Below are 24,297 nucleotides of genomic sequence, written 5' to 3'. Positions count from 1 at the left end.
CCTCCTAAAAATAAGGAATATTAAGGAAAAATATAGGTCCCAAAAAAAAGCACCCCTAAAGGGTGCTCATTGCGCAAGCTCTGTCTGTTTCGTTTCTTTACCGAGAATAAGAATGGTGATGACGGCAATCAGAATGGCCGCACAAAAGACGGCAAAAATAGCTGTAAACGAAACGTTCCGGGCTGCAAGCGATCCGACGAGAAGCGGGCCGAAAATACCGCCGATTCTGCCGACGGCCGCCGTTGTCCCGGAGCCGGTCGCACGGATCGCCGCAGGATACTGCTCCGGTGTATAGGCGTAAAGCACGCCCCACGCGCCGAGATTGAAGAAGGACAGCAGCATGCCGGCCGCCAATAACATACCCAATGAATCTGCGGCACCGAAGAAATAAGCGCTGCCCGCCGTTCCGAGCAAATAGATGACTAAGATGGTCTTCCGCCCCGCTTTTTCGATCAGCCACGCCGCTGAAAAATATCCGGGAAGCTGGGCAAGTGTCATCAGCAGCACGTATTCAAAGCTCTCAATCATGCTGAAGCCTTTCATCAGCATCACGCTCGGCAGCCACAAAAACATGCCGTAATAGGAAAAGACGACGCAGAACCAAACGACAGACAGCAGAACCGTCGGCCGGATATACGGTTTCACCCAGACACTTCCCGCCTGGCCGCGTATACTTTTTTTCTGCGATAAAGCCTGATGCGCCGGTGATTCCGGAAGGCTTCTCCGCAAATACAGCGCATAAAACGCCGCCAGCGCCGTTAAGAGCAGCGCGGCCTGCCACCCGAATGCCGGTATGACAAAGTAAGAAATAACCGCCGCAAGAAGCCAGCCCGCCGCCCAAAAGCTCTCAAGCAGCACGATGATCCTCCCCCGCTTTTCAGGGGCGGACGCTTCTGACACGAGCGTCGAGGCGACAGGCAGCTCCCCGCCAAGCCCCATTCCGATCAGAAAACGCAATATGAGAAAAACTGTCAATCCCGTTGCGAAAGCGGATATGCCGCTTCCGACAGAAAAGAGCAACAGCGTGATCATAAACACTTTTTTCCGTCCGATCCTGTCAGCCAGCATTCCGAATACAAAGGCGCCCGCTGCCATACCGATGGAATTGACGCTTCCGATCCATTTCATTTGATCAGGCGTTAAATTCCAATCAGCGTGAAGCGCGGCGATAATAAACGATAAAATTCCGACATCCATTGCATCAAACAGCCAGCCCATTCCGGCGATGGCCAGAAGTTTGCGCGGAGTAACGGCAGGTTGTTTGTTCATAAGCAGCACCTCAAATCGAAAATGATTACCGTATAAGTTTACATCTGTCTTTACACATTGTCATTATCTTTTTCACAAAAAAATCCCGCTTGCCGTAAGCAAGCGGGGTGTGAATTAATTCTTTAAGACTGCGTTTTTAATATTATCCTGAAGCTGTTGAATCCGTTTCGCTCCGTCTTCTCTGATACGTCTGTTCTCTTCCTCGATCTGTTTTGTTTCCTGCATACCGCTGACAATCGTATTCCAAGACGTTTCGATCGTCTCAATGTCAATGCTCGGACGGCCTGCCATACGGGCGATCTCCACGCTTTGGTTTGAAATATTTTCAGCGTTGCGCTTCAGCATTTCATTCGTGCGGCGGTCCAGTTCGCTCATTGAATCAGCCACAAGCTTTTGGCGTTTGACGGTGACAGCCTGAATGATGCCGTTTTTGAAAATCGGAATCGTAATGACGAATGCGGAATTGATTTTCCCGATGAGCTTCGTGTTCCCGCGCTGAAGGAGGCGGATCTGCGGTGCCGTTTGCAGCGCCACCATCCGAGCCATATCTAAATCATACACACGTTCCTCAAGCGCTTGAAGCCCGTCGCGCAGCGTATCGAGCTGCATTTGCGCAAGCTGGTTCCCGCCGGCCGCTTTTTCTTCATAAGAAGGGATGAGCGCCTGCATTTCCTCAAGCTTCATCTGCCCGGCAACGACATATTTTTCAAGCTCCATATAGTAGTTAATGTTGTTTTCGTACATCTCTTCAAGTGTATGGTTCGTCTTTGCCATTTCATCTTTGTATTTCGAAATTTCAACATGGATTTTTTCAATTTCTCCGCCCAGGGTGCGGTACTTCTGAAAAATCTTTTCAATCATACTGTTGCCGCGCTTGAACATTTTAGCGAGGAATCCTTTTGGTTCATCGAAATCATTCTTGTCAAAACGGTCCATGATTTTTCCGAGCTGCGTCAGCATTGTGCCTGAATCTGTGACACTTGTTGTTTTCATCATATTTAAGATGCGGTCGGAAAACTTCGAGATCTCAACTGCCGGTTCTTTTCCGTACTCCAGCAGCTCCATTTGGTTTTTCACGTCAATCTGCTGCGCAATGCGCTGCACCTCAGGGTCTTGGCGCAGCTGCACTCTGATGTCATCTGCTTTTTGTTCAGAAATCTCTTCATTTTTATCAAGAACAAGCGGATTTTGATTTTCTGTCATGTTTATTTACTCTCCCTGCTTTTGCGTAATGGTTCTAAACAGCTTTCTTACGAGTGACGGCTCTTTATATTCCTGCCGAAACACCATGTCCTCCAGCCAATGGACATCGAATTGGCTTTCTTCTATATAATGCTCGATGTCTTGATGCCCCGGCGGATTATACAAGATGATATCAACCCCGAATTTATTTAAAAACAAAAGAGCGGCTGCGTCCGAACGTGTGAGTTCGCCATTTTGTTCGGTATGATATAAAACAAGTTTCGGAACGGTTTGGGCGTAATCAAACGTCTGAATCAATTGCAGCAGCGAGGCGGGCAGGTTCGTCGCCTGGCGGAACAAATAAATTGCGGCATCCCTTGCCTGCTCCCCGGGCAAAGCCTTCAGCCCTGGGTTTCTGCACATGTCTGAAATCACATTGGCGATCGCGCTCTGCACGCCTGACGGGAGATGCTTGTACTGCCAGATGTTGCTTCTTTGCAGCCTGTCCGCGTCAATCGCTCCTTCTTCGTTTAAAACCTGACTGTAGTGATACTGGTAGTTGGCTTTCAGCTCTTCCGTAAACGGAAAACTGCGGATCATGTGTGTCTCCTGATAGTCCGCGGCGGTATGGAGTCTGTTCCAATATTCCTTCGTATCTTTGGAAACCCCCATCACTTTCGCAAAAAGGTTCGGAACGGCCACCCGCTCCCTGTCCGCTTTAAATTGCGGCCGGATAAACGCCCGCTCCTTCGCAATGAGAAATAACTCATCATACGTCGTTTTTAAGGTCACGGACTGCGGGGTGTGCTCCCTGAACTGCCAAGGCTTATACATCATGGATTCCTCATGGTTCAGCACATGCTCAATTTCTTTCGTTGACCGGTAGGCCGTCGTGGACGTTCTGTCCGGCTTTTCTTTCGGAAAAGGCTTAAGGCCGCCTGTTGCGGGAAGCTTTATCACAAAGCTGAGCTCCTCATCCGGATCAATCATGCTGAACGGATCTTCCGCTGACGGATGAAACAATAAGACATCACAGCCGATCAGCATGAGATAATAGAGAAAATAAAGCTGGCTTTTGGTCGCGTCTCCATACCACACCACCTTCGGCATCTCACGCTCTATATCGGCTTGTTCGAGCCATGGATTCAGGTGGTTCAGCGAGAACTTTGACACATCTAAGAGCACCCGTCTGAAGTCGGGATGATTCAGCCCGTTTTCATGCCGGCCTGCAAAGGTTTCCAAAAGCGTCATAAACGCGGTTCTCAGCCGGCGGTGCATAAGCGGATCGGCATGTTTGGCAAGCAGCCTGCCCCCGTCGAGAAACGCGACAAATCTGGAAACAGAAAGGCCTTTTTCCTTTTGATTGACCGAATGAATGTGCTGCAGCGCCTGAAACGTTTCCGGCGCGATGGTCTTATCCAGTGTCTCGCTCAACACATGAATGTTTTCATGAGAAGACAGCTCGAAAAGCTTATTGTAGTACTCCGTCTCATCATAAGGAGTGCCCAGAATCCGGACGGCTAGACGGGTAAACGCCAGCCCGCTTTCCCGCTCGTAACCGGGGCGTTCCGGAAGCGGCTGCATCAGAAACGTTTCCCAGTCATCGTTTTCCGGCTCGGCTTTTCGGATCACCAATTCTTCCTGCCTCATGATCTTCCTCCTTTCTCTTCATGATAATCGGTACAAAAAAGGAAGGAAATGAACTCTCCCTCCTTTTTTGGTTTTATTCTTCTTTAGATGCAGCCGTCTGCTCCTGAACCTGCTTTTGTTTGTTGAAATAGTGGATGATAAACGTCACCACAAATGCAGCGATGATGATTCCGAAGAACACCACGTGCGGCATTTCATAATCAAAGGCGCTCGCCGCCATTTTCACGGCGATAATCCCGATCAGCACAAAAGCCGTATTTTCAAGCTCAGGGATTTTATCAATTAAAACAAGGAATACTTTTGCGACTGTACGCATCATGAGAATACCGAGCATACCGCCGATCAAGAGCACCCACACTTTTTCCGATACCGCAAACGCGGCCAGAATGCTGTCAACAGAGAAGGCCAAATCCATTAACTCAACTGAAACGACAGTAGCCCAGAAAATTCCGAACGTACGGACCATCCATGAATTTTTCTTCATGCCTTCCGTATCGTCATCACCTTCTCCGATCCAGAAATGCTTAATGACGAGCCAAGCCAGGTACAGCGCGCCAAGCACTTTGATCCACCAGAACTTAATGAGCAGCATTCCGATTCCGATAAAGATAAAACGGAAAATATATGCCCCGAACAATCCGTACGTTAATGCTTTCTTCCGCTGTTTTTCAGGCAGATGCCTTACCATAACCGCAAGCACTAACGCATTGTCGGCCGACAGCAGCCCCTCCAGCAGAACCAGAGAACCGATCAGCCCCCATGATACAGGGTCAGTCAGCACCTCACCCCACATTTTCCAATCAAAAAAGGAAGCGTAGGTCGACATAATATGATGTAGAAAATCCAAGTTTTTTCCTCCTATTTAGTAAAACGGTAATTTCCTGCTTACACCTGCAAGCCGTAATTCCGGCAAAGTGATGCCAGACCGCCGGAAAATCCGCTGCCGATGGCGTTAAATTTCCACTCAGCCCCATGGCGGTAAAGCTCACAAACGACAACCGCCGTTTCAATCGAGAAGTCTTCCCCTAAATCGAAACGAAGCAGTTCATTCTGGGTGTTTTCATCGACGACGCGCACGAACGCGTTGGAAACTTGTCCGAAATTTTGGCCGCGCGCTTCCGCATCATGAATCGTGACGGTAATACCGATCTTTTCAATATTTGCGGGTATTTTTGAGAAGTCGACGATAATTTGTTCATCGTCTCCCTCACCCTCGCCCGTCCGGTTGTCTCCCGTATGGATGACGCCGCCGCTCGGGTGTTCCAGATTATTGTAGAAAACAAAATCAAGATCATTTACACAGTTGTCATGGGCATCGACCAGAAAAGCCGACGCGTCAAGGTCAAAGTCATGCCCTCCGGAGTACTTGTTCGTATCCCAGCCTAAGCCGATCACCGCTTTTGTAAGGCCGGGGTTCGTTTTTGTCAGATCAACACGCTGTCCTTTCGCTAATTGAATAGCCATGTGCCGTCTCTCCCTTCTGTGTTTGATATGGTTCAGCCGATTTGCAGACCGTAATCTGTCGCAATACGGGCCAGTCCGCCTTGATAGCCTGATCCGATCGCGGAAAATTTCCATTCGCCGTTATGTCTGTAAAGCTCCCCTGCGATAATGGCTGTTTCAATTGAGAAATCTTCAGCCAGATCGTAGCGGATCAGCTCTTCATTTGTTTCTTCATTGACAATGCGCACGAACGCGTTGGAAACTTGTCCGAAGTTTTGGCCGCGCGCTTCCGCTTCATGAATCGTGATGACGAATGAAATTTTGTCAATAGCGGCAGGCACTGCGCTCAGGTTGACTCTTACGCTTTCATCATCGCCCTCGCCCTGGCCTGTCAGGTTGTCGCCTGAATGTGCGACAGAGCCATTTCCACCTTCAAGCTGATTATAGAAAATGAAATCATCGGGCGATGCGCATTTTCCTGCTTCATTTAATAGAAAGACGCTGGAATCTAAATCAAAATCATGTCCGCCGTCGTATTTGTTTGTATCCCAACCAAGGCCGACAACGACTTTAGACAGCCCCGGATTTGTTTTAGTCAAATCTACTTTTTGTCCTTTTGCCAATGAAATTGCCATGTGTGCACTCTCCTTTTTTTCGTTTAGGCGTATCGGTTAACGATATCGCCGATTTTCGTATCGTTTGTGCCTTCACCTATCGCAGCGAATTTCCACTCGCCGTCCTCGCGGTAGATTTCAGCCGCGATCAGGCTCGTTCTGCCTGAATAGTTATCTCTTAAATTGTAAGTCACCAGTTCTTCGCGGTTAGCCTGATCAACAACGCGGATGAACGCGTTTTGAATCATGCCGAAGTCCTGTTTTCGTCTGACGCAGTCGTAAATATTGACGACAAACACAAGTTTATTAATCTGAGCGGGCACTTTCGCCAAATCGATGAGAATTTGTTCATCATCGCCGTCGCCTTCTCCCGTCAGGTTGTCACCCGTGTGTACGACACCGCCGCATCGGCTTTTCAGATTGCCGAAATAGATGACGTTTTTACTGTCTGTCATTTTATCATTTTCAAGCATCAGTACGGAAGCGTCACAGTCGATATTGGCACCGCCTCCGCCGAACAGTTTTCCGAAAAAGCCTCCGGATGATACAGGGTCCCAGCCGAGTCCGACCAGCAGTTTTGACAGGCCGGCTTTTCCTTTTGTTAAATCAATCCGCTGGCCTTTTTGTAAAGAGATCGCCATATGATTCACTCCTATTCTGTAAGGGTGCCGCTAAGCACGCCGCAAGTGCGCATTTTCACAAAAATTCGGGACATGAATCCCGGTATTTATTAAGATATACGTCTTTTATTATATCAAAGTTTCATAAAACATAAGAATTTTTGACGAAAATCGGCGAAAAATCACTTCCTATATTCTCCTTCGTTCCGGAGAGAATAGAAAAAACAAAGAAATTGACGGGGACTGAACATTTTTCCTATCCTTGTATCAATACATGTCAGGAAAGGGGCAGACGAGTGATTGATTTAAGCATACTTGATCAGGCGCCAGTATCCAAAGGAAACGGGCCGCACGAGACGCTCCGCCATTCCGCGGAGCTCGCCCGCCTCAGCGAAGGATGGGGCTATAAGCGGTACTGGTTTGCCGAGCATCACGGCACAAGAGGGCTCGCAAGCGTTTCGCCGGAAATTATGATCGCTCATACCGCCGCAGCCACAACGACTATCCGGGTCGGCTCAGGCGGCGTTCTGCTGCCGCAGTACAGCCCTTATAAAGTCGCGGAAACATTCCGCCAGCTTGAGGCGCTCCATCCGAACCGGATTGATCTGGGGGTCGGACGCTCACCGGGCGGCACGACAAAAATCCGGCTTGCCCTCACAGACGGGGTAAAAAAAAGCATGACCGAGTTCAACAGGCAGCTTCAGGATTTGTCATCCTTTTTGACAGATTCGGTTCCCTCGGACCATGCTTATGCCGGAATAAAAACAGCGCCTTTGATTGAAACAGCCCCGCAGCTTTGGGTGCTCGGCCTCGGGGAGAATAGCGCCAGGCGAGCCGCTCTTCAGGGTGCGGGCTATGTCTTCGGCCATTTCATTAATCCGGAACGCGGGGAAAAAGCTTTTCAGATCTATCGGGACCATTTCCGGGCCTCCGCCCATTTCTCCACTCCCGCCTCGCTCTGTGCCATTTTCGTCATATGCGCGGCTACGGATGAGAAAGCGGAAGAACTCGCGTTAAGCCAGGATTTATGGCTGCTTCGTGTCGGCAAAGGTGCCGACAGCCGCGTGCCGAGTGTGGAAGAAGCGAAGGCTTACCCGTATTCGCCGGAGGACCGTAAGCAGATTGAAGAAAACAGGAAGCGGATGGTGATCGGCTCTCCCGCCGCAGTCAAACGCCGTCTGCTTGAACTTTCCGAACGTTATCAGACAAAAGAAATGATGATGCTGTGCAACGTCTTTGATTTCGAAGCAAAAAAAGAGTCATATGAACGTCTCGCTGATGTATTTCTGTAAAAAAAAGCCGTCAAACGGAGCAGCAGATGAGCCTGCTGCCCCGCTTAACGGCGGTTTTTTCGTTCTTTTCCTTTTTTAAACGCATTCCAAATCCCCTGCAGCGTAAAGCCGAGCAGAAGCAGAATGATTAACAGTAAAGTGATTGACGGCCCCGGAGGCGTTCCGAGCTGGTATGAGGACGTCAGCCCCGTGAACACACTGAACAGAGAAATGGCAATGGCTGCCGTAAACACCCATTTAAATCCTTTGGCGATACGGATCGCAAAAGCCGCAGGCAATACGAGGAGCGCGGAAACGAGCAGCACGCCGATAATCGGAATAATGACCGAAATCGCAAGCCCCGTCACGATGCTGAAAGACATTGACAGAAGATTGGTGTTAATGCCGGATGTCTTCGCCGTCGCTTCATCAAAGGTAAGCAGATAGAGCGGCCTGTTTAAAATAATGAAATAAAGCAGGATCAGCAGGGTAATTCCGCCGATAATATAGACTTGCTGCTGGCTGACCGTCACAAGCGATCCAAATAAATATTGATCGATGCTCATCGACGCGCCGCCTTTTGACAGGCTGATCAGAAACATCGCAAACGACAGCCCGGCCGCCATTAAGATTGCGATGGATACCTCAGAATATGTACGGTATGCCCGCCGCATATATTCGATGCCGATGGCCCCGATCGTGACGACCACGATGCTCGCCGCCGTAATATTGGTACTGAGAAAAAAACCGATGGCGACGCCCGACAATGAAATATGAGACAGCGTATCCGCCATCAGCGCCTGTCTTCTCAGCACGAGATATACGCCCAATATCGGCGCCATAATTCCGATCATGCTTCCCGCTAGAAAAGCTCGTCGCATGAATTCCAAGTCAAACATTTCCATCCGCCTTTTTCCCCCCTCTCAAGCCGTATGACTTTATCCAAGTACTGCTGTACTTCGTTTTGTTCGTGTGTCACCATGACGACGGTGCGGTTGTGATTTTTCACCTGATGGTGCATAAATTCATAGAAACCCTGTCTGCTTTCATAGTCAACCGCTGTTGTCGGCTCATCAAGCATCAGCAGATCCGGATTGCTCGCAAGCATTCTCGCAATGCAGATTTTCTGCTTCTGTCCGCCGGATAAGTCGCCGATTTTCCGGTTGCGGAAATCCCACATTTCTACCATCTTCAGCGCGTTCTCCACTTCGTGGTGATCCGTTTCGTTCAATCGTTTAAACCATTTTCCCTTCGTATAACGGCCGGATTGCACAAGCTCAAGGACCGTGCTCGGGAACCCTGCGTTAAATGAAGAAATCTGCTGCGGAACATAGCCGATTGTCAGGCGTTTTCCGGCTGCGTTTTTTTTACTGATCTCGGCCGTTCCTTCCCAAGGTCTGAGCATGCCGAGCATGACTTTGATGAGCGTCGATTTTGACGCGCCGTTCGGCCCTGTAATGCCGACGAATTCGCCGCTTTTGATTTCCAGCGACACGCCGTCAAGCACCGGTGTATGCGAATAACCAAAAACGATATCTTTTAATGTAACGAGATTCATGCTGACCTTCCTTTCCCGCATAGAAATAGTGTGCACCCTGCGGCGCACACTATGTTATTTAACCAATAGCGAATCTTTCAGTGCATCGAGGTTTTTCTCCATAATGTCGATATATCCGATGCCTTTATCCCGTTCTTTTTGGCTTAAACCTTCCAGTGTATTGAGCACTTCCGTTTTCGCGCCGATTTCACCGGCAAGTGTATCTGCAACTTTAGGCGATGCGACTTCTTCAAAGTAGATGATCTTCACATCATGCTGTTTGGCAAACGTTTTGAGATCTGCCAGTTTGGCCGCACTCGGCTCTTCTTCAGGAGAAAGGCCTGCAATCGCAACCTGTTTCAAGCCGTACTCTTTAGCGAGATAGCTGAACGCCGCATGCTGTGTGATCAATTCTTTTTTCGCCGCTTTATTTAATGTTGTACGGTATAGTTTATCAAGATCCTTCAGTTTTGCAATATATTCTTTACTATTTTTCTCATAGTATGCCTTATTCTTAGGGTCCTGTTTTACGATCTGCTCTGTAATGGTTTTGACCTCTTTTTGCGCAAGAACCGGGCTCAGCCAGACGTGAGGGTCCATGCTGTGGTCATGACCGCCGTGTTCATGCTCCTCTTCCTCTTCATCCGAGCCTTTGAGCAGGTCAATCCCTTTTGACGCCTTTACAAACTTCGCATGATCAGAGCTCATGCTTTTTTCCGCTGACGGAACCCATGTCTCCATATATTCGCTGTTGTATACGAAAAGATCGGCGTTTTGAATGCCGGCGATATCCTTCGGCGTCGGCTCCCAATCATGGGGTTCGATCGAAGACGGGATGAGAATGTCTACATCGCCTTTGTCTTTTACAATTTGTTTTGTGAATTCGTACATAGGATAAAAGGTCGTCACGACGTGCAGTTTGCCGTTTTTCGAAGAACCTGACGAACCTTTTGAAGATGAATTGCCGCAGCCCGCCGCAATTAAAAAGCATGCCGCAATAACGATGATTCCGCTCCATTTTTTAAACAAGCCGTTTCCCCCTGTTCCAAATCAGAATGATGACGATTTCCAAATCGTACTTTCTCGCTCATTTGTTACCTTTACCATAATAAAACGAAGTAATTACGTTTTGCAAGATATTTTTTCTAAATTGATATCCGATTTACCTATAAAGCCCCCGTCAGGTAAGGACAGGGGCGGTCTAACTCTTAGCAGGCCAGCAGATAGACTCTTGTTTCATAAGGGCGGAATGTGATGCGGGATTCCGCGCCGCCATTTTCATAGTTGCTGAGAAGAAGCTCGGCGCTTTCAGGTTTGGAGCCATCAGGCCAATAAAAGACGGCTTCTTCTTTCGATACGTTGCTGATGGAGATGAGCTTTTGTCCGTTTGCCTGTCTTTCATATACAAACAGCTGCGGGTCATCAGGAAGCAGCAGCGTGTAGCTGCCTTTTATGACATCAGCATACTGTTTTCGCAGGCGGATCAGTTTTTTGTAAAAGTTCAATACAGAATCGGGATCATCCTGAGCCTCGGCCGCATTGACGGTTTTGTAATTGGGATTGACCTTCAGCCACGGTTCTCCCTTTGTAAATCCGGCATTCTTGCTGCCGTCCCACTGCATCGGTGTACGGGCATGGTCACGGCTTTTTGCCATAATGGACGCCATGACTTCTTCTCTGTCACGGCCCTTTTCAAATACCCTTTTGTGATACATATTGACGGTCTGAATATCCTGATAGTCCTCAATTCTGTCAAACGGGGCGTTTGTCATGCCGAGTTCTTCTCCCTGATAAATGTATGGCGTGCCTTTCATGAAATAAAGCAGGGCGGCAAGCATTTTGGCTGATGCCTTTCGGTATTTGCCTTCGTCTCCGAAGCGGGATACGATCCGGGGCTGGTCATGATTGCACCAATACAGCGTATTCCAGCCCTGATGTTCAAGTGTTTTCTGCCAGTCTGTGAGCACTTTCTTCAAATCGGCCAGCTCAAGCGGCTTTACATCCCAATGCTCTTGGCCCGGCTTCTGGTCAAGCTCCATATGCTGAAAATGAAAAATCATATTCAGCTCATGCTCATCGGTTCCCGTATAAACGAGCCCCTCCTCAGGCGTCACTGATCCGGCCTCGCCAACCGACATCACGTCATATTTGGAAAATACCTCTTTCGTCATTTCTTTTAAATAATCATGTATCCGTGCTCCGTTTGGCCGGAAAGGCTTCGGATCGGCCCGGCGAGCGATATAATCTTCATACGGCGGCAAGTATTCTTTTTTGGACAGAAAATGGAGCTGGTCTATACGCAAGCCGTCCACGCCTTTATCGAGCCAGAATCTCATCATCTCGTACACGGATTGCCGCATTTCGGGATTTTCCCAATTCAGATCGGCTTGTTTGACGGCGTTCATATGCAGATAATATTCGCCCGTATGTTCTTCGTACTGCCAGACGGATTGTCCGTAAGCCGACACCCAATCGGTCGGCGGGCCGTCCGCGGTGCCCGGCCGCCAAATATAATAATCGCGGTATTTGCTGTCGGGATTCATTTCCGCCTCTTTAAACCAAGGATGTTCTGTGGATGTATGATTTAAGACGAAGTCCATCACAAGCTTTAATCCACGGCTGCGGCATTCCGTAAGCAGATCGCAAAAATCCTCCATCGTTCCGTAAGATTCCATAATCGCTTGGTGATCTGTCACGTCGTAGCCGTTGTCAACGTTTGGCGACGGGTAAATCGGGCAGATCCATATCACATCGGCGCCAAGCTCTTTTATATAATCGAGACGCGCGATAATTCCCCGCAAGTCGCCTATGCCGTCACCGTTCGTGTCTTGAAAGCTCCGCGGGTAGATTTGGTAGACAACGGCGTCTTTCCACCAGTCATTCGCCATCTTGGAGTCCTCCTGTTTTTTAGAGAACCATTTCCTTTATAATCCTTACCTAAACAAAAAAGAGAAGGTTTCCCTCCTCTTTTATCTTTCCAGCTGAGACGGATAAAGCGTCATGCCTCCATCTACGAAAAGTGTCGTTCCGGTCACGTAACTTGCTTCCTCCGACACCATCCAAGCGGCGGCGGCTGCGACTTCTTCCGGTTTTCCGAAGGCGTTCATCGGAATTTTTTTCAGCTGGGCCTGTTTATGTGTTTCATCTTCCAGGTCCTTATTAGACTCCGTGGCGATCGTGCCGGGAGCGATGGCATTGACCCGGATGCCTTTGTCTGCGTAATTGAGCGCCATCGTTTCCGTCATCATTTTGATCCCGCCTTTGGATGCTGAGTACTGCACGTTTTCAGGGCGGGGTATTTGCTGATGGACGCTCGATATGTTTAAGACTGTTCCTTTTTTCCCGCGATCGAGCATATGTTTAAGGGCCGCTTTCGCCCCCAAAAAGGTGCCGGTCACGTTGACGTCGATGACCTTTTGCCAATCCTCCAGACTCATTTCGTGGGGCATCGCTTCGACACCGTTAAAGCCGGAATTGTTGACCATCACGTCCACTCCGCCGAAATGCTCCTGTGCGGCATCAAACAGCGCCTGAATCTCTTTCTCTGAGGATACATCGGCTTTTACGGTGACGGCTCTGCCTCCCGCTTTCTCAATGATGTCCGCCGTTTCATCTGCTCCGGCAGCATCACCGAGGTAGTTTACAACCACATTCATCCGCTCCTTGCCGAAGCGTTCGGCAATGGCTTTTCCGATTCCTTTCGAAGAACCTGTTACAATCGCTGTTTTTCCCTGTAAATTCTGATACATTGTCTCAATTCCTCCCTGATGTTATTACAGGGGATGTACCCGGTTTTGATCGGCTGAAAACAAAAGGGATCATAAAAAGAACGACGAAACCGAAGTTCCCCCGTTCTTTTTTCATTATGCGTAGTTGTTCATCTGCAGCCTTTTTTGCACGCCGACAAGCCGGCTGAAAAAATAAGATGCCGCTTTGTAGTTCCCCCGTTTATGAAAGAAATGGGCCGCATCCTGAAGCAGCTCCTCCGTGTCAGCCAACAGTTCCTTTGATTCCAGAATATCAAAATACTCTTTGAGCGAATCCTGCCCGCCTTCCCCCTGATAAAGCTCTTTAATCAGACGGAATTTTGTCATATAGATCTCATCTTCCCACTCCGCCGCGCTTTTCATGCCCCGCGCGTAGCTGGCGGCGGCTTCACTGTATTTTTCCATTTTAAAGTATATATGCGTGAGTGAAAAAACAGCCTGGATGATCTGTTGGAAGCTGTGCGCTTCAAAGCCGGCAGCCGCACGTTCAAAGTCATCTGCCGCCTTGCAAAAGTCACCCAGACTGTACATACAGTGCCCGATATTATAATAGGCCGCAGCAATCATATATTGATCATCAAGCCGCTCCGCGTGCTCCAAGGCGCATTCGAGGTATTCCAGCGCTTTTTTATGCTGCTGGGCGTCCATCAAATTTCCGGCAATGATAAACTTGCACTGCACCCTTCTCATTCCGTATAATTCATATTTCTTGTAAATATCAAGCGCCTGTCCCGCGTAATTCATCGAAAAAAAAGTCTGCTTGATATGATAGTACACTTCAGAAATTTTATACAAAAACTCGGCTTTCTCTATGTCATCTTCCACATATTCAAGCTTTTCCTCAGCCCGTTTGTAATGAGAAATCGCTGAGATGAAGTTTTTCTGCTTAAATTCATACATTCCTCTGAAATAGTAAAAATAGTATTCCAGTAAACCGGTCAGCTTTTGCTGGTTCATCTCAATCTCAGTGAGCATTTCAGAGAACGGAGGCCGGCCGTCGCAGTCTTTCATGGGTTTTAATTTATCCAGCATGATGCGGTGCCGAAATTCCATCAATGAAAAATACAATAATAAATCCTGGTTCTCTTCCATATCTTCGAGTTCATATTGAATCTCCCGCTTCAGCGCTTCAGCTTTATCGGCTTCAAACGCGCGGATCAGCTTATACCATTCATTCATCTTTACGGCTACTTCTTCAGATGGAATCTTGGATTTCATAGATTTGCCTCCTTCCTCCGGCTACTAATTATGTTATATTTTATCATAGCAAATTTATAACAGTGCGCAAACAAAGATTTTAACCAATTAAAGAAAGAGAGTATTCCGCCATGAGATTACCAGCCAGAATAGCGCTGATTTTCATCCTCTTCTTTTCCGCAGACCTATGTTTTTCCTATGTGCAGAAAGAACTGAGGCCGCAAACGGCATTACAGGAAAGAGACATACCAAGCGATCTTCATCCGCTCGTTAAACAGAATGCGCAATTATTGCAGACGGCCGCACTGAAAAAAGGCATCACCGTCATTATCACAGAGGGTTTCAGATCAATTGAGGAACAAAACGAATTGTATCGTCAAGGACGTTCAAAAAAAGGAAACATCGTCACCTACGCAAAAGGCGGAGAATCATACCACAATTACGGCCTTGCCATCGACTTCGCCCTGCAGAAAAAGGATGGCAGCCTGATTTGGGATATGACGTACGACGGAAACCGAAACGGCACGCCCGATTGGCTTGAGGTCGTATCGATTGCCAAAACGCTCGGTTTTGATTGGGGAGGCGATTGGAGAGGCTTTAAAGATTATCCTCATTTACAAATGATCCCTGGCTAATAAAACCTTTTCTTTTTTCGCTTTTGCGCATCAATATACGGAGGATATACAGGCCTGTACACAAGCTTATACCCTTCACTGCCGGACGGCGTAAAATCGCGCTGCCATTCCAGCTGCAGATGGAAATCAGATAAAAAAGCGGCCTTTGCTTCTTCAAGGGTAACGGCCGGCACCGGATTGATCCGCTCCAGCTGTTCCGGATCAATATCAGGCGCCATGTAAGCTTCCACAAGCCCGGTTACGGGACTGACAATGATCCTCGCAGCGCCGAACCGGAGCGGAATATCCCGATACCATACGGAAAAATGGAAGCGGAACCGGCCCCTGCCGTCCGTTTTCAGCGGATTCATTTTAAAAAACTCGTCCGCTCTCGGATACAGCTTGTATAAAAACTGAAGTGCGGCTTCCTCACACTCTTCTGCTGAATAAACGGCCGGGCCCGCATGCTCAATAAAAGACTTAAAGGCCGTCATTTTCCCTGTCTTTTTGTCCGTTTTCATCTTCATTGTATTTTTGTTGCTGCTTTCAAAATAGCTTTCTATACTCAAATCTTTCCGTTCCGGAACTGACCCTTTCCGCCATGTCGTTCCGATCTCATCTCCGAGGCCGCGGCGGCGCGTCTGAATCATATCCGCGGTAAACCCCATCAATTCATAGATGCTGGCTTCCCCTTTATGTTTAAGCGCGGGAAGCGGCTTTGCCGGTTCGTTTCTGTCTTCGCAAAGCGGCTGATCCGGAACGATTTCATCTTCTCCGGCGGGATAGCTGTAGGCCGGCAGGATCGGTTCATAGACGAGACGCGGCGTTTTCTCAAAATTGACAACGTCATAGACGAGGCTGAATGACAGCCCGCTCATATAATGCGAGATCACTTTCTCCTGATCGACGAATGTTTCCGGGACGGGCGCTTCACCCTTATCCCCATAATAGATAAACTGCACGACGAAGCCGCTCTCGGTTACATCAACGAAAAAACCCGAAGCGGGAAGCGGCCTGCCGAACACTTTTTTTGTATAGTTAAAACGGATGCACCCATTGCGTTCTTCCCTCGCCTGAAAAGTGAAGTTCATAAAAGTAAGCGGGCGGTGTCTGGCCGCAAACTGAAGAGCCGTCAGCTTTAATTCAGCATCTGACAGCTGAATGTCTGAATCCGGACGGTCATTGCGCGAATATGCAAGCAAAGATCCGTCGCCGCCCAGCTCAATCGTCACCGTTTTGTCCGGATGGTTACGATCTTTCCATATATAATAGGCTCTCGTTTTTTGTTTTTCATCAAAATCTTCTATTTCAAGCTCATAGTGCGGCGGTATGTTCCCGATCTCCAGCGCTTTTTTTCTCAGATGTTCTTTCAGCAATGGGGTCATCCTTTCAGAAGAGTGTATAAAAAAGAACTGTTTTTTATTATATAAAAACGGCCTTATCCTTTTAAAGGGAAGAAAGTGCCTTTTATGTGTCTATTTTTAGCAAAGAGGGAAAACAGCCGTATTCAAAGCGGCTGTTTTTCATACAAATGTCACACTTCCCGCAAAAGCCCCGGGACGAACGCCTATGACCTTCAGCCTATTAAACTCATAATCGCTTCTCCCGTATGAGCCTCAATAAACCGCGGGAAAACCGGCTTGTATACGAGCCGGTATACATTTCTGCCGCTGTCGTCATCGTAACAGCGATCCCAAGCAAGCTCGGCTTTGATATTCCGGCGGATCGCGTCCTTCGCCTCTTCCATTGTCAATGAAGGAACGGGATCGATATGATCAAGCTCTTTCGGATCAATTTCCGGCGGCATATATACAGTGACAAGACCCGTCTTTTTGCTGACACAGATTCTCCCCTCTCCGAATCGCAAATCAACGCCGCCCGAACAAGCCTTATATGTAAGTCCCGCGTTTTCTCCTTCATCATCCGGTTCATCATATTGAACCCGGAAATACTGATCCGCTTCCGGAAACATGGCAAATAAAAAGCGGATGGCCGTGTGATGGCATTCTTCCTCGGAAAACGCCGGTTCGCCTTCACTTTGTATAAATGACATCACCCCGGTGAGCCGGCCCGATTCTTTATCATGCATTGTTTTCAATACGTGTTCAATCCGTTCTTTGAACAGACTTTCTAAACTTTTATCTTCCCGTACGGATTTTGTTTTTTCTGGACGCCAGGCAATGCCGATGCGGCCGTCTCCAAGATCAGTTTCCCTCTCTTTATAAAAACCGTCATGCAGCCCGATCATGTCATTGATGCTCAGCTTTTCCGCTTCAGGTGCAGGGCGTGAAATCGGGAAATACGGCCGCGTGTCGTCGTCTTCCAGCTCTTCATACTCTTCTATTTCTTCATTCTCTTCCTTCAGGTCAGCCGATATCGGCCGCGTCGGAGACACGATTTCATAGACGAGATGGGGCTTGTCATCCCCCTGCACATAGACGGACTGATGCAGTACGGCGAACAATAGCTCAGCTTCTATTTGTTTGACAAAGTGATCCAATGCATCCCGCTTGTCCGCAATTGTCCCGGGTCTTAACAGCTCATCCGCCCTCCCATGATAAGAAAAGCCGGTTACTTCCCCTGTCACAGCCAGGTCAACGTAAAACCCGGTCATCGGAAGCGGCAGCCCATCAGCCATCTGAACATAGGAATATCTTACATCACCATCATTTACGGAGCTTTTTTTCTCCAATTCGAACTCAGCCAACGCCCCCGGACGATGGGTTTCTATAAACGCCCGCATCCGTTCTTCTAAGTCCGATTCCGAAAGAGGCGGCAGATCAGTCCGGAAAGCCGGACGGGATAAGGATTTCAGTTTTCCGTCCCAGTCCAATTCGACCATGATGCCGGCTTCCGGATCATTCTTGTCTTCCCACCAAAACAGAACCTCATCTTCCTGGTATTCTTCCACATTACTCTCGTAGCCTGCAGGTACGTTTCCGATTCTGAGAGCCAGCTGTTTCAATTCTTCTTTTTTCATCATAACACTTCCTTTTCTTCCAAAAAGATTCATGATTACCAAGACTCTTTTAAACAAATCTAGTATAATTAACCTGCCTTTCTTCATGACTATTGAATCAACCATTACAACAACAGGGGGTTAACCAGATGTCCATCAAAAAAATGAGCGCCGTGTTTTTCATTTTGCTTCTCACGGCATTTACCGCCGCATGCAGCAGCAAAACGAGCAGCGGCCAGGAAAGCGGCACGGCGAAAGTGAATATAAAAGATACGGCGTGGGCCGCTTCAGACGATGCCGAACATCCGGCCGCGCTTAACGTAACGGTCACCGTCAAAAATACGGGCAAAGACCCGCTTACCGTCAAAAGCAGCGACTTCTCGCTTTACCAGGATGACGCGAAAACAGCGGCGGCCGATAAGGAAGACCAGATGCAGAGCGGCACGCTTCATGCGGGCAAGACAGTGACAGGCAACCTGTACTTCACGGCTGACGAAGGCAAATCATATGAATTGGTATATCAGCCGCAGACAAAAGACGCGAAGCCTTTATCTTATAAACTGAAAGTCAAAGGCACAGCCTCAAAAGCAAAACCTGAACCGGCGGACGCATTATCCGCATACATTGATGTGATGCTGTACGGCAAGCACAATAAAGATTTCACCCGCCTGACCGGTGTAAATGAAAAAATGACGGCCGCCGCATATCAGGAATCAGCGAAAGCCAGCTTTATCGCTTCAGCAGGCATTTCACAGGAACAGGCGGATTCAAAAGCCATTTCCGCTATTATTGACGCCATGTCATCAGCCCTGCGGGATAACACAGAGCTCAAGGTGCATACCAAATCCATGTCAGGCAAAAAAGCCGTCCTTGAAGCCAATGTGACGCCGCTTGATATGTCTCCGCTTGCGGGCCGGCTGCAAGACCGCGTGCAAGACTATGCCGGAAAGCACCCCGATGCTGATGAAAACGAAATTGTCAGCCACCTGCTTTCTGTCTATCCAGAAGAGTTTATGCGCCTGAAACCGGCTTCTTCTTCAGTGACAAAAGAAATTGAAATGAAGAAAAATGCCCGCGGCCAGTGGTATCTGGATACAGATGCCGATCTGGAAGGATTGACGGAAGCGTTTTTGAAAACGTCCTGACAACAAGAAAGGAAATAGCGCAGGCTATTTCCTTTTTTTATTTTCACTTAAAGATGTCACTGATATATTGAACCTCGTCCTCGGTTAACTGCACATCAAGCGCGTCCAGATTGTGTTTCAGCTGGTCGGGGCGTTTGGCTCCGGGAATGATCGCATCCACCGCAGGCTGTGACAGAAGCCACGCGAGTGCGATATGCGCTGTCTGCACGCCTTTTTCTTCGGCAATGGCCCGCATCTTATCCACTCTCTCCAGGTTTTGGTGAAAAGCTTCTCCCTGAAACGGCGGCCTGTTCTTTCGGCTGTCCTCAAAGACTGTGTCTTTTGTAAACTTTCCCGTCAGCAAGCCGGAAGCAAGCGGGAAATAAGGAATAAAGGAAATGCCGTTCTTTTCACAGTAAGGCAGCAGATCGCGCTCCGCCTCACGCTGAATCAGTGAATATTCCGACTGAAAAACCTCTAAATAGCCGTCCGCGTTAAACTCCTGCAGTTGCCCGAAGCTGAGATTGGACGCGCCGATTGCTCTGATTTTCCCTTCGTCCTTCAGTTCTTTTAACGTGCCCGCCACCTCGGACAGCGGTGTTTTTCCGTCAGGGAAGTGAACGTAGTACAGATCAATCACATCTGTTTTCAGCCGCTTCAGGCTTTTTTCCGCCTCACTTCGAAGAAATTCACGGCTGTTGTCCAGTTCGATCTGCCCGCTGACTTCTTTGTGCGCGCCCTTTGAGGCAATGACGAGGCTGTCCCGCACGCCGCGCTCTGCGACAACTTCACCGATTAACTCTTCTGACCGCCCCAAACCGTATATAAACGCCGTATCAATAAAATTGACGCCGCCATCCAATGCTGTGCGGATGAGTTCTTTTCCCGTTTCATCATTGAGATTTGGAAACAGATTATGTCCTCCGACCGCATTTGCGCCAAAACCGATACGCTTTACCCGTAAATCCGTCCTGCCCAGCGTACGTGTTTCCTCCATTGCTCAGGTCCCCTTCCTTTTATACCTCTGTTTAGTATTAGATAGACGGTAAGAATTATCCTGCCTGAGAGCCTATCTACAGAAAAAACCTTGAAAAGCGTTTGCCCTTCAAGGTTTTTTTGCCGTGTATTAAGATGTCAGAGCTGCGGCGAAGCGTTCGGCTTCATCCGTGAGAGCACCCTCGATTTCCTTATAGCGGCTGGAAATCGTTGAGGCGCTGACGCCGTACTTCTTCGCCAGCTTCGCTTGAGAAACGGACGCGCCGTTCAGAGAAATGCTGTTTACATAATATTCGACCGCAGCCGCGAAGGCTTCCGGCTTTCTGATCGTCGGTGCTTTTTTGACACAGAACGTTTTCCACAGATCAATAACGGCCGGAACCAGCTCAGCCGGGTATTCATCCCCGCTCAGGCCTTTTTCAATGGCGTCTGCCGTTTCTTTCTCCATGTCGTTTGCCCACTCTGTCTGTTTTTCTTCAGCAGCCTGCTCAGGCTCTTCCGCAGTTCCTAAAAGAGCGGCCAGCACAGTGTCGAAGTTTTCCTCCATAAAGCGCTCAGGCGATTTTCCTTCCGCAAGGGCCGGGGCCGCCGCCTTTTTCACTTTGCTGATCAAAGCTTCGGTCCGCTTCACAGGGAAGATCGTAAATTGCATGAAGAACTCCGCTTTTTCCGCTTCGTGGATCGGATAGCCGAGAATCAGGCTTCCCTCCGGCGGAAGATCCTGCTGGCTGACGTCCATTTCCACTTTGAATTGTTTTTTCGTCATCACATCTTCAAAGTGAATCATTCCTTCTTTCACATCTTCAAGCACCATAACCGCTGGTGTCATGCTTTTCCATGATTCAACGATTTCCCGTGTTTTCGGACGGTTGATGCCGCCGGCTTTTTTCTGAAGGTATTCTTCAAAAATCGTCTTGCCGCCTGCCAGCGGTCGGAAGAAAATCCCCCAGATGCCGAGGTTGAAGACTCCGATGTCTTTTGTCTGTCTGTCCAGCTCCGCAATGAACTCGTGCTGGTTAATAAATGATGATATGCCGTCTCTATGTGCTGTAAAGGCGTACTCCATTAGGCTTTCCTGAATCTGTTTCGCTTCTTTTGCCGCGATGTCTGCCGGAATGGCTGCTGCTTTACTTCCGCAGCATTTTTTATATTTCTTCCCGCTGCCACATGGGCAAGGGGCATTTCTTTTCACTTTTCCCACAATAAACCCTCCGAATTCTGATATAACTTTATTATTTTAACAAAAATAACTTCAGAGAGCTTGGTTTACGGCTAAAAAAGAATTTGGAAGAAAAAAAGGCCCCGGGAGTTTCTCTTTCTCCGGGGCTTTGAAACAGTTAATTTGTATTTTGTCCGCCGCCGTTCAGACCTTCTTTAATCAGCCCGTTTACTTGGCTGTTCATTAAAAGTCCGATGTGCCCGACACCGTGAATCTGCACGTTTTTCCCGCCGATCAGCCGTGACAGCGGGTTCAGGACGATTAAGTCCGCTGAGCTGTAAATCGATGTATATAAAATCTTTTGGTTCGGATCAGTTCCCGGAAGCGCTCTGTTGGTCACAAGGCCGTTCGCTCCGCCGAGTGTGACGACGTTTGCGATTTTGTCCCCGCCGTCAAGATTTTTAATGTAATAAAGCGTGTTGGCGCCGCCCATGCTGTGCGCGACGATATCGACTTTTTTCGCGCCTGTTTCGCTGAGCACTTTTTTCACGTAATTTGACAGTCTCGGTGCATTGTGTCTGTTGTTTCCGGTTTTGTCCAGAAAATCAATGGCGTACATCTCATTTCTTGACCAGCCTTGGGATGCCAAGTACGTTTTGATTCCCGCGAAGTTAAAGGACGCCCCGCCGATTCCGTGGACCATGACAACCGGGTTATGCTCTGAGGAGGCTTTCGATACGGTCGGCTGGAAGGCAAATACGGAAATGACGGACAGCATGCAGACTGTAAGAATCGCTAGGATTTTGCTTTTGATTTGTTTCATGAACTTTCCCCCTGTTATGTAATTTTTTGCAATTTTCATTCTATTAGAGAAGAAAAGGAAAAAATAGAGTATTTTTTCCTGTTTTCAACAATTGAAAAAGAGGCGGAAAAATGAGAAAGACGCCCCTTTCCCGAAAGCACACTTATGCTTTAATACGGCAAACAAAAAAAGGAGAGAACACATGGTGCTCTTCTCCTAGTACTCATTGAAATAGGTTTGAATCCGCTTAGGGTCATGCGTTTTTGTCAGCGCGAGCATCAGCAGAATCCGCGCTTTTTGAGGGTTGAGAGAGTTTGAAGCTGTCAGATGGTCTTTCTCATACTCTCGATTAGGTGTTACCGCCCCGTTTCCCGTCCTTGTGGAGCGGACGACCGCCAGCCCGCTTTTGACCGACTTTACGGCGCCTTTTAGCGCCGCATCAGACATTGAGCCGTTTCCCGGACCTGCAAAAATAATGCCTTGCGCTCCTGATTTTGCGGCGGCTTCAAAGAGATAGCTTCCGTCATTTTGATAGCCGTATATAATATCGACCTGCGGCAGTTTATCAAGTTTATCGATCTGGAAATCTGTATCTTTCGTATGCTTTCGGGTCATGATGTTATTAAAATAGACGTCATCAGCAATCGTACCGATATAACCCATTTCTTCCGATTTGAATGTGTCGGCCGCGGTTGTATTGGTTTTTGTCACATATCGCGCCGAAGCGATTCTGTCATTTAATACGACAAGCGTCCCCTTGCCTTTCGCATCAGGCGCAGCCGCGGTTTTTACCGCGTTATATAAGTTGGACGGCCCGTCAGCTCCGATCGCCGTGGACGGCCTCATTGACCCGGCGACAACGACGGGTTTGTCACTTTTGACCGTCAGATTGAGAAAATAGGCGGTTTCCTCAAGTGTGTCTGTTCCATGTGTAATAACAATGCCGTCTGTATCATCAGACTTGAGCAGCTTATTTACCCGTTTTGAAAGTTTCAGCAGGGTCTCGTTATTCATATTCTGGCTGCCGATATTCACAATCTGTTCTCCGCTGACATGCGCGATTTCCTTCATCTCCGGAACGGCCTGAATCAGGGCATCAACTCCGATTGCCCCTGCGGTGTACTCCGTGGCGGACGTCTTTGAAGGAGCAGCCCCTGCAATTGTGCCGCCGGTGGCAAGAATTTTAATCTTCGGCAGTCTGTCTTTTTTTGCTGAGGTTGCGGCTGCCATCTGGTGCGGTGTTTCTTTCGCCTGAGGAGATTGGGAGCAGCCGGCCGCTATGAAGAATAGAGCCGTGATAAATGTAATGAATGGCATGAATTGTTTTTTCATTCTTTTCTCTCCTTTTCTTTATTTATGAAGATTTCCCTCTCATCGGTCAACGCGCTTGTCAGGCAATCTTCCGAAGAAAATAACTGTAAAAATCCTTGACACCGTCATGGGAAATCAAGATAATAGACCAGTCACTATATTTTAAATTTGTCATCAATCAGTAAGGTGGGAACATTATGAGTTATGGAGATTCTCGTGAAAAAATCCTCGCTGCGGCAACCAGGCTGTTTCAGCTTCAGGGGTATTACGGCACGGGACTGAATCAGATTATTAAAGAAAGCGGCGCGCCGAAAGGTTCTCTTTACTATCATTTTCCGGACGGCAAAGAGCAGCTCGCCATTGAGGCTGTCAAAGAAATGAGCCATTATATCCGTATGAAAATAAAAGAAAGCCTTGATGCCTATCCCGACCCTGCGGAAAGCATTCAAGCGTTTTTACAGGACTTATCAAGCCAATTCACATGTCCGGAGAATTTCGAAGGGTTTCCTGTCGGTTTACTGGCTGCCGAGACGGCTTTAACGAGCGAAAAGCTCCAGCAGGCCTGTCAATGTGCTTATCAGGAATGGGAGAATCTGTTCGCCGGCAAATTGAGATCAGCCGGTTTTTCCGATGAGAAAGCGGCGGAAATCAGCACTGTTTTAAATGCCATGATAGAAGGCGGCATCATTTTGTCTTTAGCAAAAAAAGACAAAATGCCGATCATCCATATTTCCAAACAAATCCCCAACCTGCTGAAGACATAAAATACAAGAGACATGTTA

Annotated in this window: 23 protein-coding genes; 4 read left to right on the top strand and 19 right to left on the bottom strand. The window is 48.2% G+C overall.

Annotation, left to right across the window (positions count from 1 at the left end):
- Nucleotides 1-66: 66 nt before the first annotated feature.
- The 7 genes from ABDB98_RS01565 to ABDB98_RS01535 all read right to left on the bottom strand — a co-directional run bounded on the left by ABDB98_RS01565 (nt 67) and on the right by ABDB98_RS01535 (nt 6,799).
- Nucleotides 67-1,269 (bottom strand): MFS transporter, encoded by a 1,203-nt coding sequence (locus tag ABDB98_RS01565; RefSeq protein WP_438421155.1) that lies wholly within the window; start codon nt 1,267-1,269, stop codon nt 67-69.
- Between the two features lie 114 nt (nt 1,270-1,383).
- A complete protein-coding gene (locus tag ABDB98_RS01560) occupies nt 1,384-2,472 on the bottom strand; it encodes a toxic anion resistance protein (RefSeq protein ID WP_064777966.1) in 1,089 nt (362 codons plus the stop codon).
- A gap of 6 nt (nt 2,473-2,478) precedes the next feature.
- Entirely contained in the window at nt 2,479-4,101 is a 1,623-nt protein-coding gene (locus ABDB98_RS01555; protein WP_438421154.1) for a YceG family protein, read from the bottom strand.
- Between the two features lie 73 nt (nt 4,102-4,174).
- Entirely contained in the window at nt 4,175-4,948 is a 774-nt protein-coding gene (locus ABDB98_RS01550; RefSeq protein ID WP_003156644.1) for a TerC family protein, read from the bottom strand.
- A 38-nt stretch (nt 4,949-4,986) separates the two neighbouring features.
- Complete coding sequence (locus ABDB98_RS01545) at nt 4,987-5,565, bottom strand: TerD family protein (protein ID WP_038456899.1); 579 nt, start codon at nt 5,563-5,565, stop codon at nt 4,987-4,989.
- A 32-nt stretch (nt 5,566-5,597) separates the two neighbouring features.
- Nucleotides 5,598-6,179, bottom strand: a complete 582-nt coding sequence (locus tag ABDB98_RS01540) for a TerD family protein (RefSeq protein WP_007409047.1) — start codon at nt 6,177-6,179, stop codon at nt 5,598-5,600.
- A gap of 23 nt (nt 6,180-6,202) precedes the next feature.
- The gene (locus ABDB98_RS01535; RefSeq protein ID WP_011996286.1) at nt 6,203-6,799 is read right to left on the bottom strand and encodes a TerD family protein; all 597 of its coding nucleotides are present in this window, start codon (nt 6,797-6,799) and stop codon (nt 6,203-6,205) included.
- Nucleotides 6,800-7,074: 275 nt separating this feature from the next.
- Between ABDB98_RS01535 and ABDB98_RS01530 the strand changes: the two genes are divergently transcribed.
- Nucleotides 7,075-8,070 (top strand): LLM class flavin-dependent oxidoreductase, encoded by a 996-nt coding sequence (locus ABDB98_RS01530; RefSeq protein ID WP_438421153.1) that lies wholly within the window; start codon nt 7,075-7,077, stop codon nt 8,068-8,070.
- A 44-nt stretch (nt 8,071-8,114) separates the two neighbouring features.
- Here ABDB98_RS01530 and ABDB98_RS01525 read toward each other — a convergent pair whose 3' ends face one another.
- The 6 genes from ABDB98_RS01525 to ABDB98_RS01500 form a co-directional block, all read right to left on the bottom strand.
- Nucleotides 8,115-8,954, bottom strand: a complete 840-nt coding sequence (locus ABDB98_RS01525) for a metal ABC transporter permease (RefSeq protein ID WP_016936837.1) — start codon at nt 8,952-8,954, stop codon at nt 8,115-8,117.
- Nucleotides 8,912-9,607 carry a metal ABC transporter ATP-binding protein gene (locus ABDB98_RS01520; protein ID WP_438421152.1) on the bottom strand — a complete coding sequence of 232 codons (696 nt, stop codon included), beginning with the start codon at nt 9,605-9,607 and terminating at the stop codon, nt 8,912-8,914. The genes ABDB98_RS01525 and ABDB98_RS01520 overlap by 43 nt, the downstream gene beginning before the upstream one ends.
- Nucleotides 9,608-9,661: 54 nt before the next feature.
- Nucleotides 9,662-10,615 (bottom strand): metal ABC transporter substrate-binding protein, encoded by a 954-nt coding sequence (locus tag ABDB98_RS01515; protein ID WP_438421151.1) that lies wholly within the window; start codon nt 10,613-10,615, stop codon nt 9,662-9,664.
- Between the two features lie 179 nt (nt 10,616-10,794).
- The gene (locus tag ABDB98_RS01510) at nt 10,795-12,474 is read right to left on the bottom strand and encodes a glycoside hydrolase family 13 protein (protein WP_438421150.1); all 1,680 of its coding nucleotides are present in this window, start codon (nt 12,472-12,474) and stop codon (nt 10,795-10,797) included.
- 81 nt (nt 12,475-12,555) lie between these two features.
- On the bottom strand, nt 12,556-13,335 hold the full coding sequence (locus tag ABDB98_RS01505; RefSeq protein WP_438421149.1) for a glucose 1-dehydrogenase: 780 nt from the start codon (nt 13,333-13,335) through the stop codon (nt 12,556-12,558).
- 114 nt (nt 13,336-13,449) lie between these two features.
- Nucleotides 13,450-14,571 carry a tetratricopeptide repeat protein gene (locus tag ABDB98_RS01500; protein ID WP_438421148.1) on the bottom strand — a complete coding sequence of 374 codons (1,122 nt, stop codon included), beginning with the start codon at nt 14,569-14,571 and terminating at the stop codon, nt 13,450-13,452.
- Between the two features lie 110 nt (nt 14,572-14,681).
- On the opposite strand from ABDB98_RS01500, the gene ABDB98_RS01495 reads away from it, so the two are divergent.
- Nucleotides 14,682-15,185 carry a M15 family metallopeptidase gene (locus tag ABDB98_RS01495; protein WP_438421147.1) on the top strand — a complete coding sequence of 168 codons (504 nt, stop codon included), beginning with the start codon at nt 14,682-14,684 and terminating at the stop codon, nt 15,183-15,185.
- On the opposite strand, the gene ABDB98_RS01490 is transcribed toward ABDB98_RS01495, so the two are convergent.
- A complete protein-coding gene (locus ABDB98_RS01490) occupies nt 15,182-16,540 on the bottom strand; it encodes a YcdB/YcdC domain-containing protein (protein WP_438421146.1) in 1,359 nt (452 codons plus the stop codon). The genes ABDB98_RS01495 and ABDB98_RS01490 overlap by 4 nt on opposite strands.
- A gap of 200 nt (nt 16,541-16,740) precedes the next feature.
- Nucleotides 16,741-18,144 carry a YcdB/YcdC domain-containing protein gene (locus tag ABDB98_RS01485; RefSeq protein WP_438421145.1) on the bottom strand — a complete coding sequence of 468 codons (1,404 nt, stop codon included), beginning with the start codon at nt 18,142-18,144 and terminating at the stop codon, nt 16,741-16,743.
- A 128-nt stretch (nt 18,145-18,272) separates the two neighbouring features.
- Here ABDB98_RS01485 and ABDB98_RS01480 point away from each other — a divergent pair, with 128 nt between their 5' ends.
- Nucleotides 18,273-19,268 (top strand): DUF5105 domain-containing protein, encoded by a 996-nt coding sequence (locus tag ABDB98_RS01480; protein ID WP_438421144.1) that lies wholly within the window; start codon nt 18,273-18,275, stop codon nt 19,266-19,268.
- A gap of 43 nt (nt 19,269-19,311) precedes the next feature.
- Here the strand turns inward: ABDB98_RS01480 and ABDB98_RS01475 are convergent, their stop codons facing one another.
- The 4 genes from ABDB98_RS01475 to ABDB98_RS01460 form a co-directional block, all read right to left on the bottom strand.
- Nucleotides 19,312-20,244: an aldo/keto reductase gene (locus tag ABDB98_RS01475; RefSeq protein WP_438421143.1), complete on the bottom strand. Its 933-nt coding sequence runs from the start codon at nt 20,242-20,244 to the stop codon at nt 19,312-19,314.
- A gap of 129 nt (nt 20,245-20,373) precedes the next feature.
- Nucleotides 20,374-21,444 (bottom strand): helix-turn-helix domain-containing protein, encoded by a 1,071-nt coding sequence (locus ABDB98_RS01470; protein ID WP_016936850.1) that lies wholly within the window; start codon nt 21,442-21,444, stop codon nt 20,374-20,376.
- Between the two features lie 136 nt (nt 21,445-21,580).
- The gene (locus ABDB98_RS01465) at nt 21,581-22,225 is read right to left on the bottom strand and encodes an esterase/lipase family protein (RefSeq protein ID WP_007409033.1); all 645 of its coding nucleotides are present in this window, start codon (nt 22,223-22,225) and stop codon (nt 21,581-21,583) included.
- 195 nt (nt 22,226-22,420) lie between these two features.
- On the bottom strand, nt 22,421-23,536 hold the full coding sequence (locus tag ABDB98_RS01460; RefSeq protein WP_438421142.1) for a type II asparaginase: 1,116 nt from the start codon (nt 23,534-23,536) through the stop codon (nt 22,421-22,423).
- A gap of 176 nt (nt 23,537-23,712) precedes the next feature.
- On the opposite strand from ABDB98_RS01460, the gene ABDB98_RS01455 reads away from it, so the two are divergent.
- Nucleotides 23,713-24,279: a TetR/AcrR family transcriptional regulator gene (locus ABDB98_RS01455; RefSeq protein ID WP_016936853.1), complete on the top strand. Its 567-nt coding sequence runs from the start codon at nt 23,713-23,715 to the stop codon at nt 24,277-24,279.
- Nucleotides 24,280-24,297 lie beyond the last annotated feature (18 nt).

Origin of the sequence: Bacillus siamensis (genome assembly GCF_051628075.1) — a bacterium.
GTDB lineage: Bacteria > Bacillota > Bacilli > Bacillales > Bacillaceae > Bacillus > Bacillus siamensis.
This window is presented reverse-complemented; position numbering and strand designations above follow the sequence as displayed.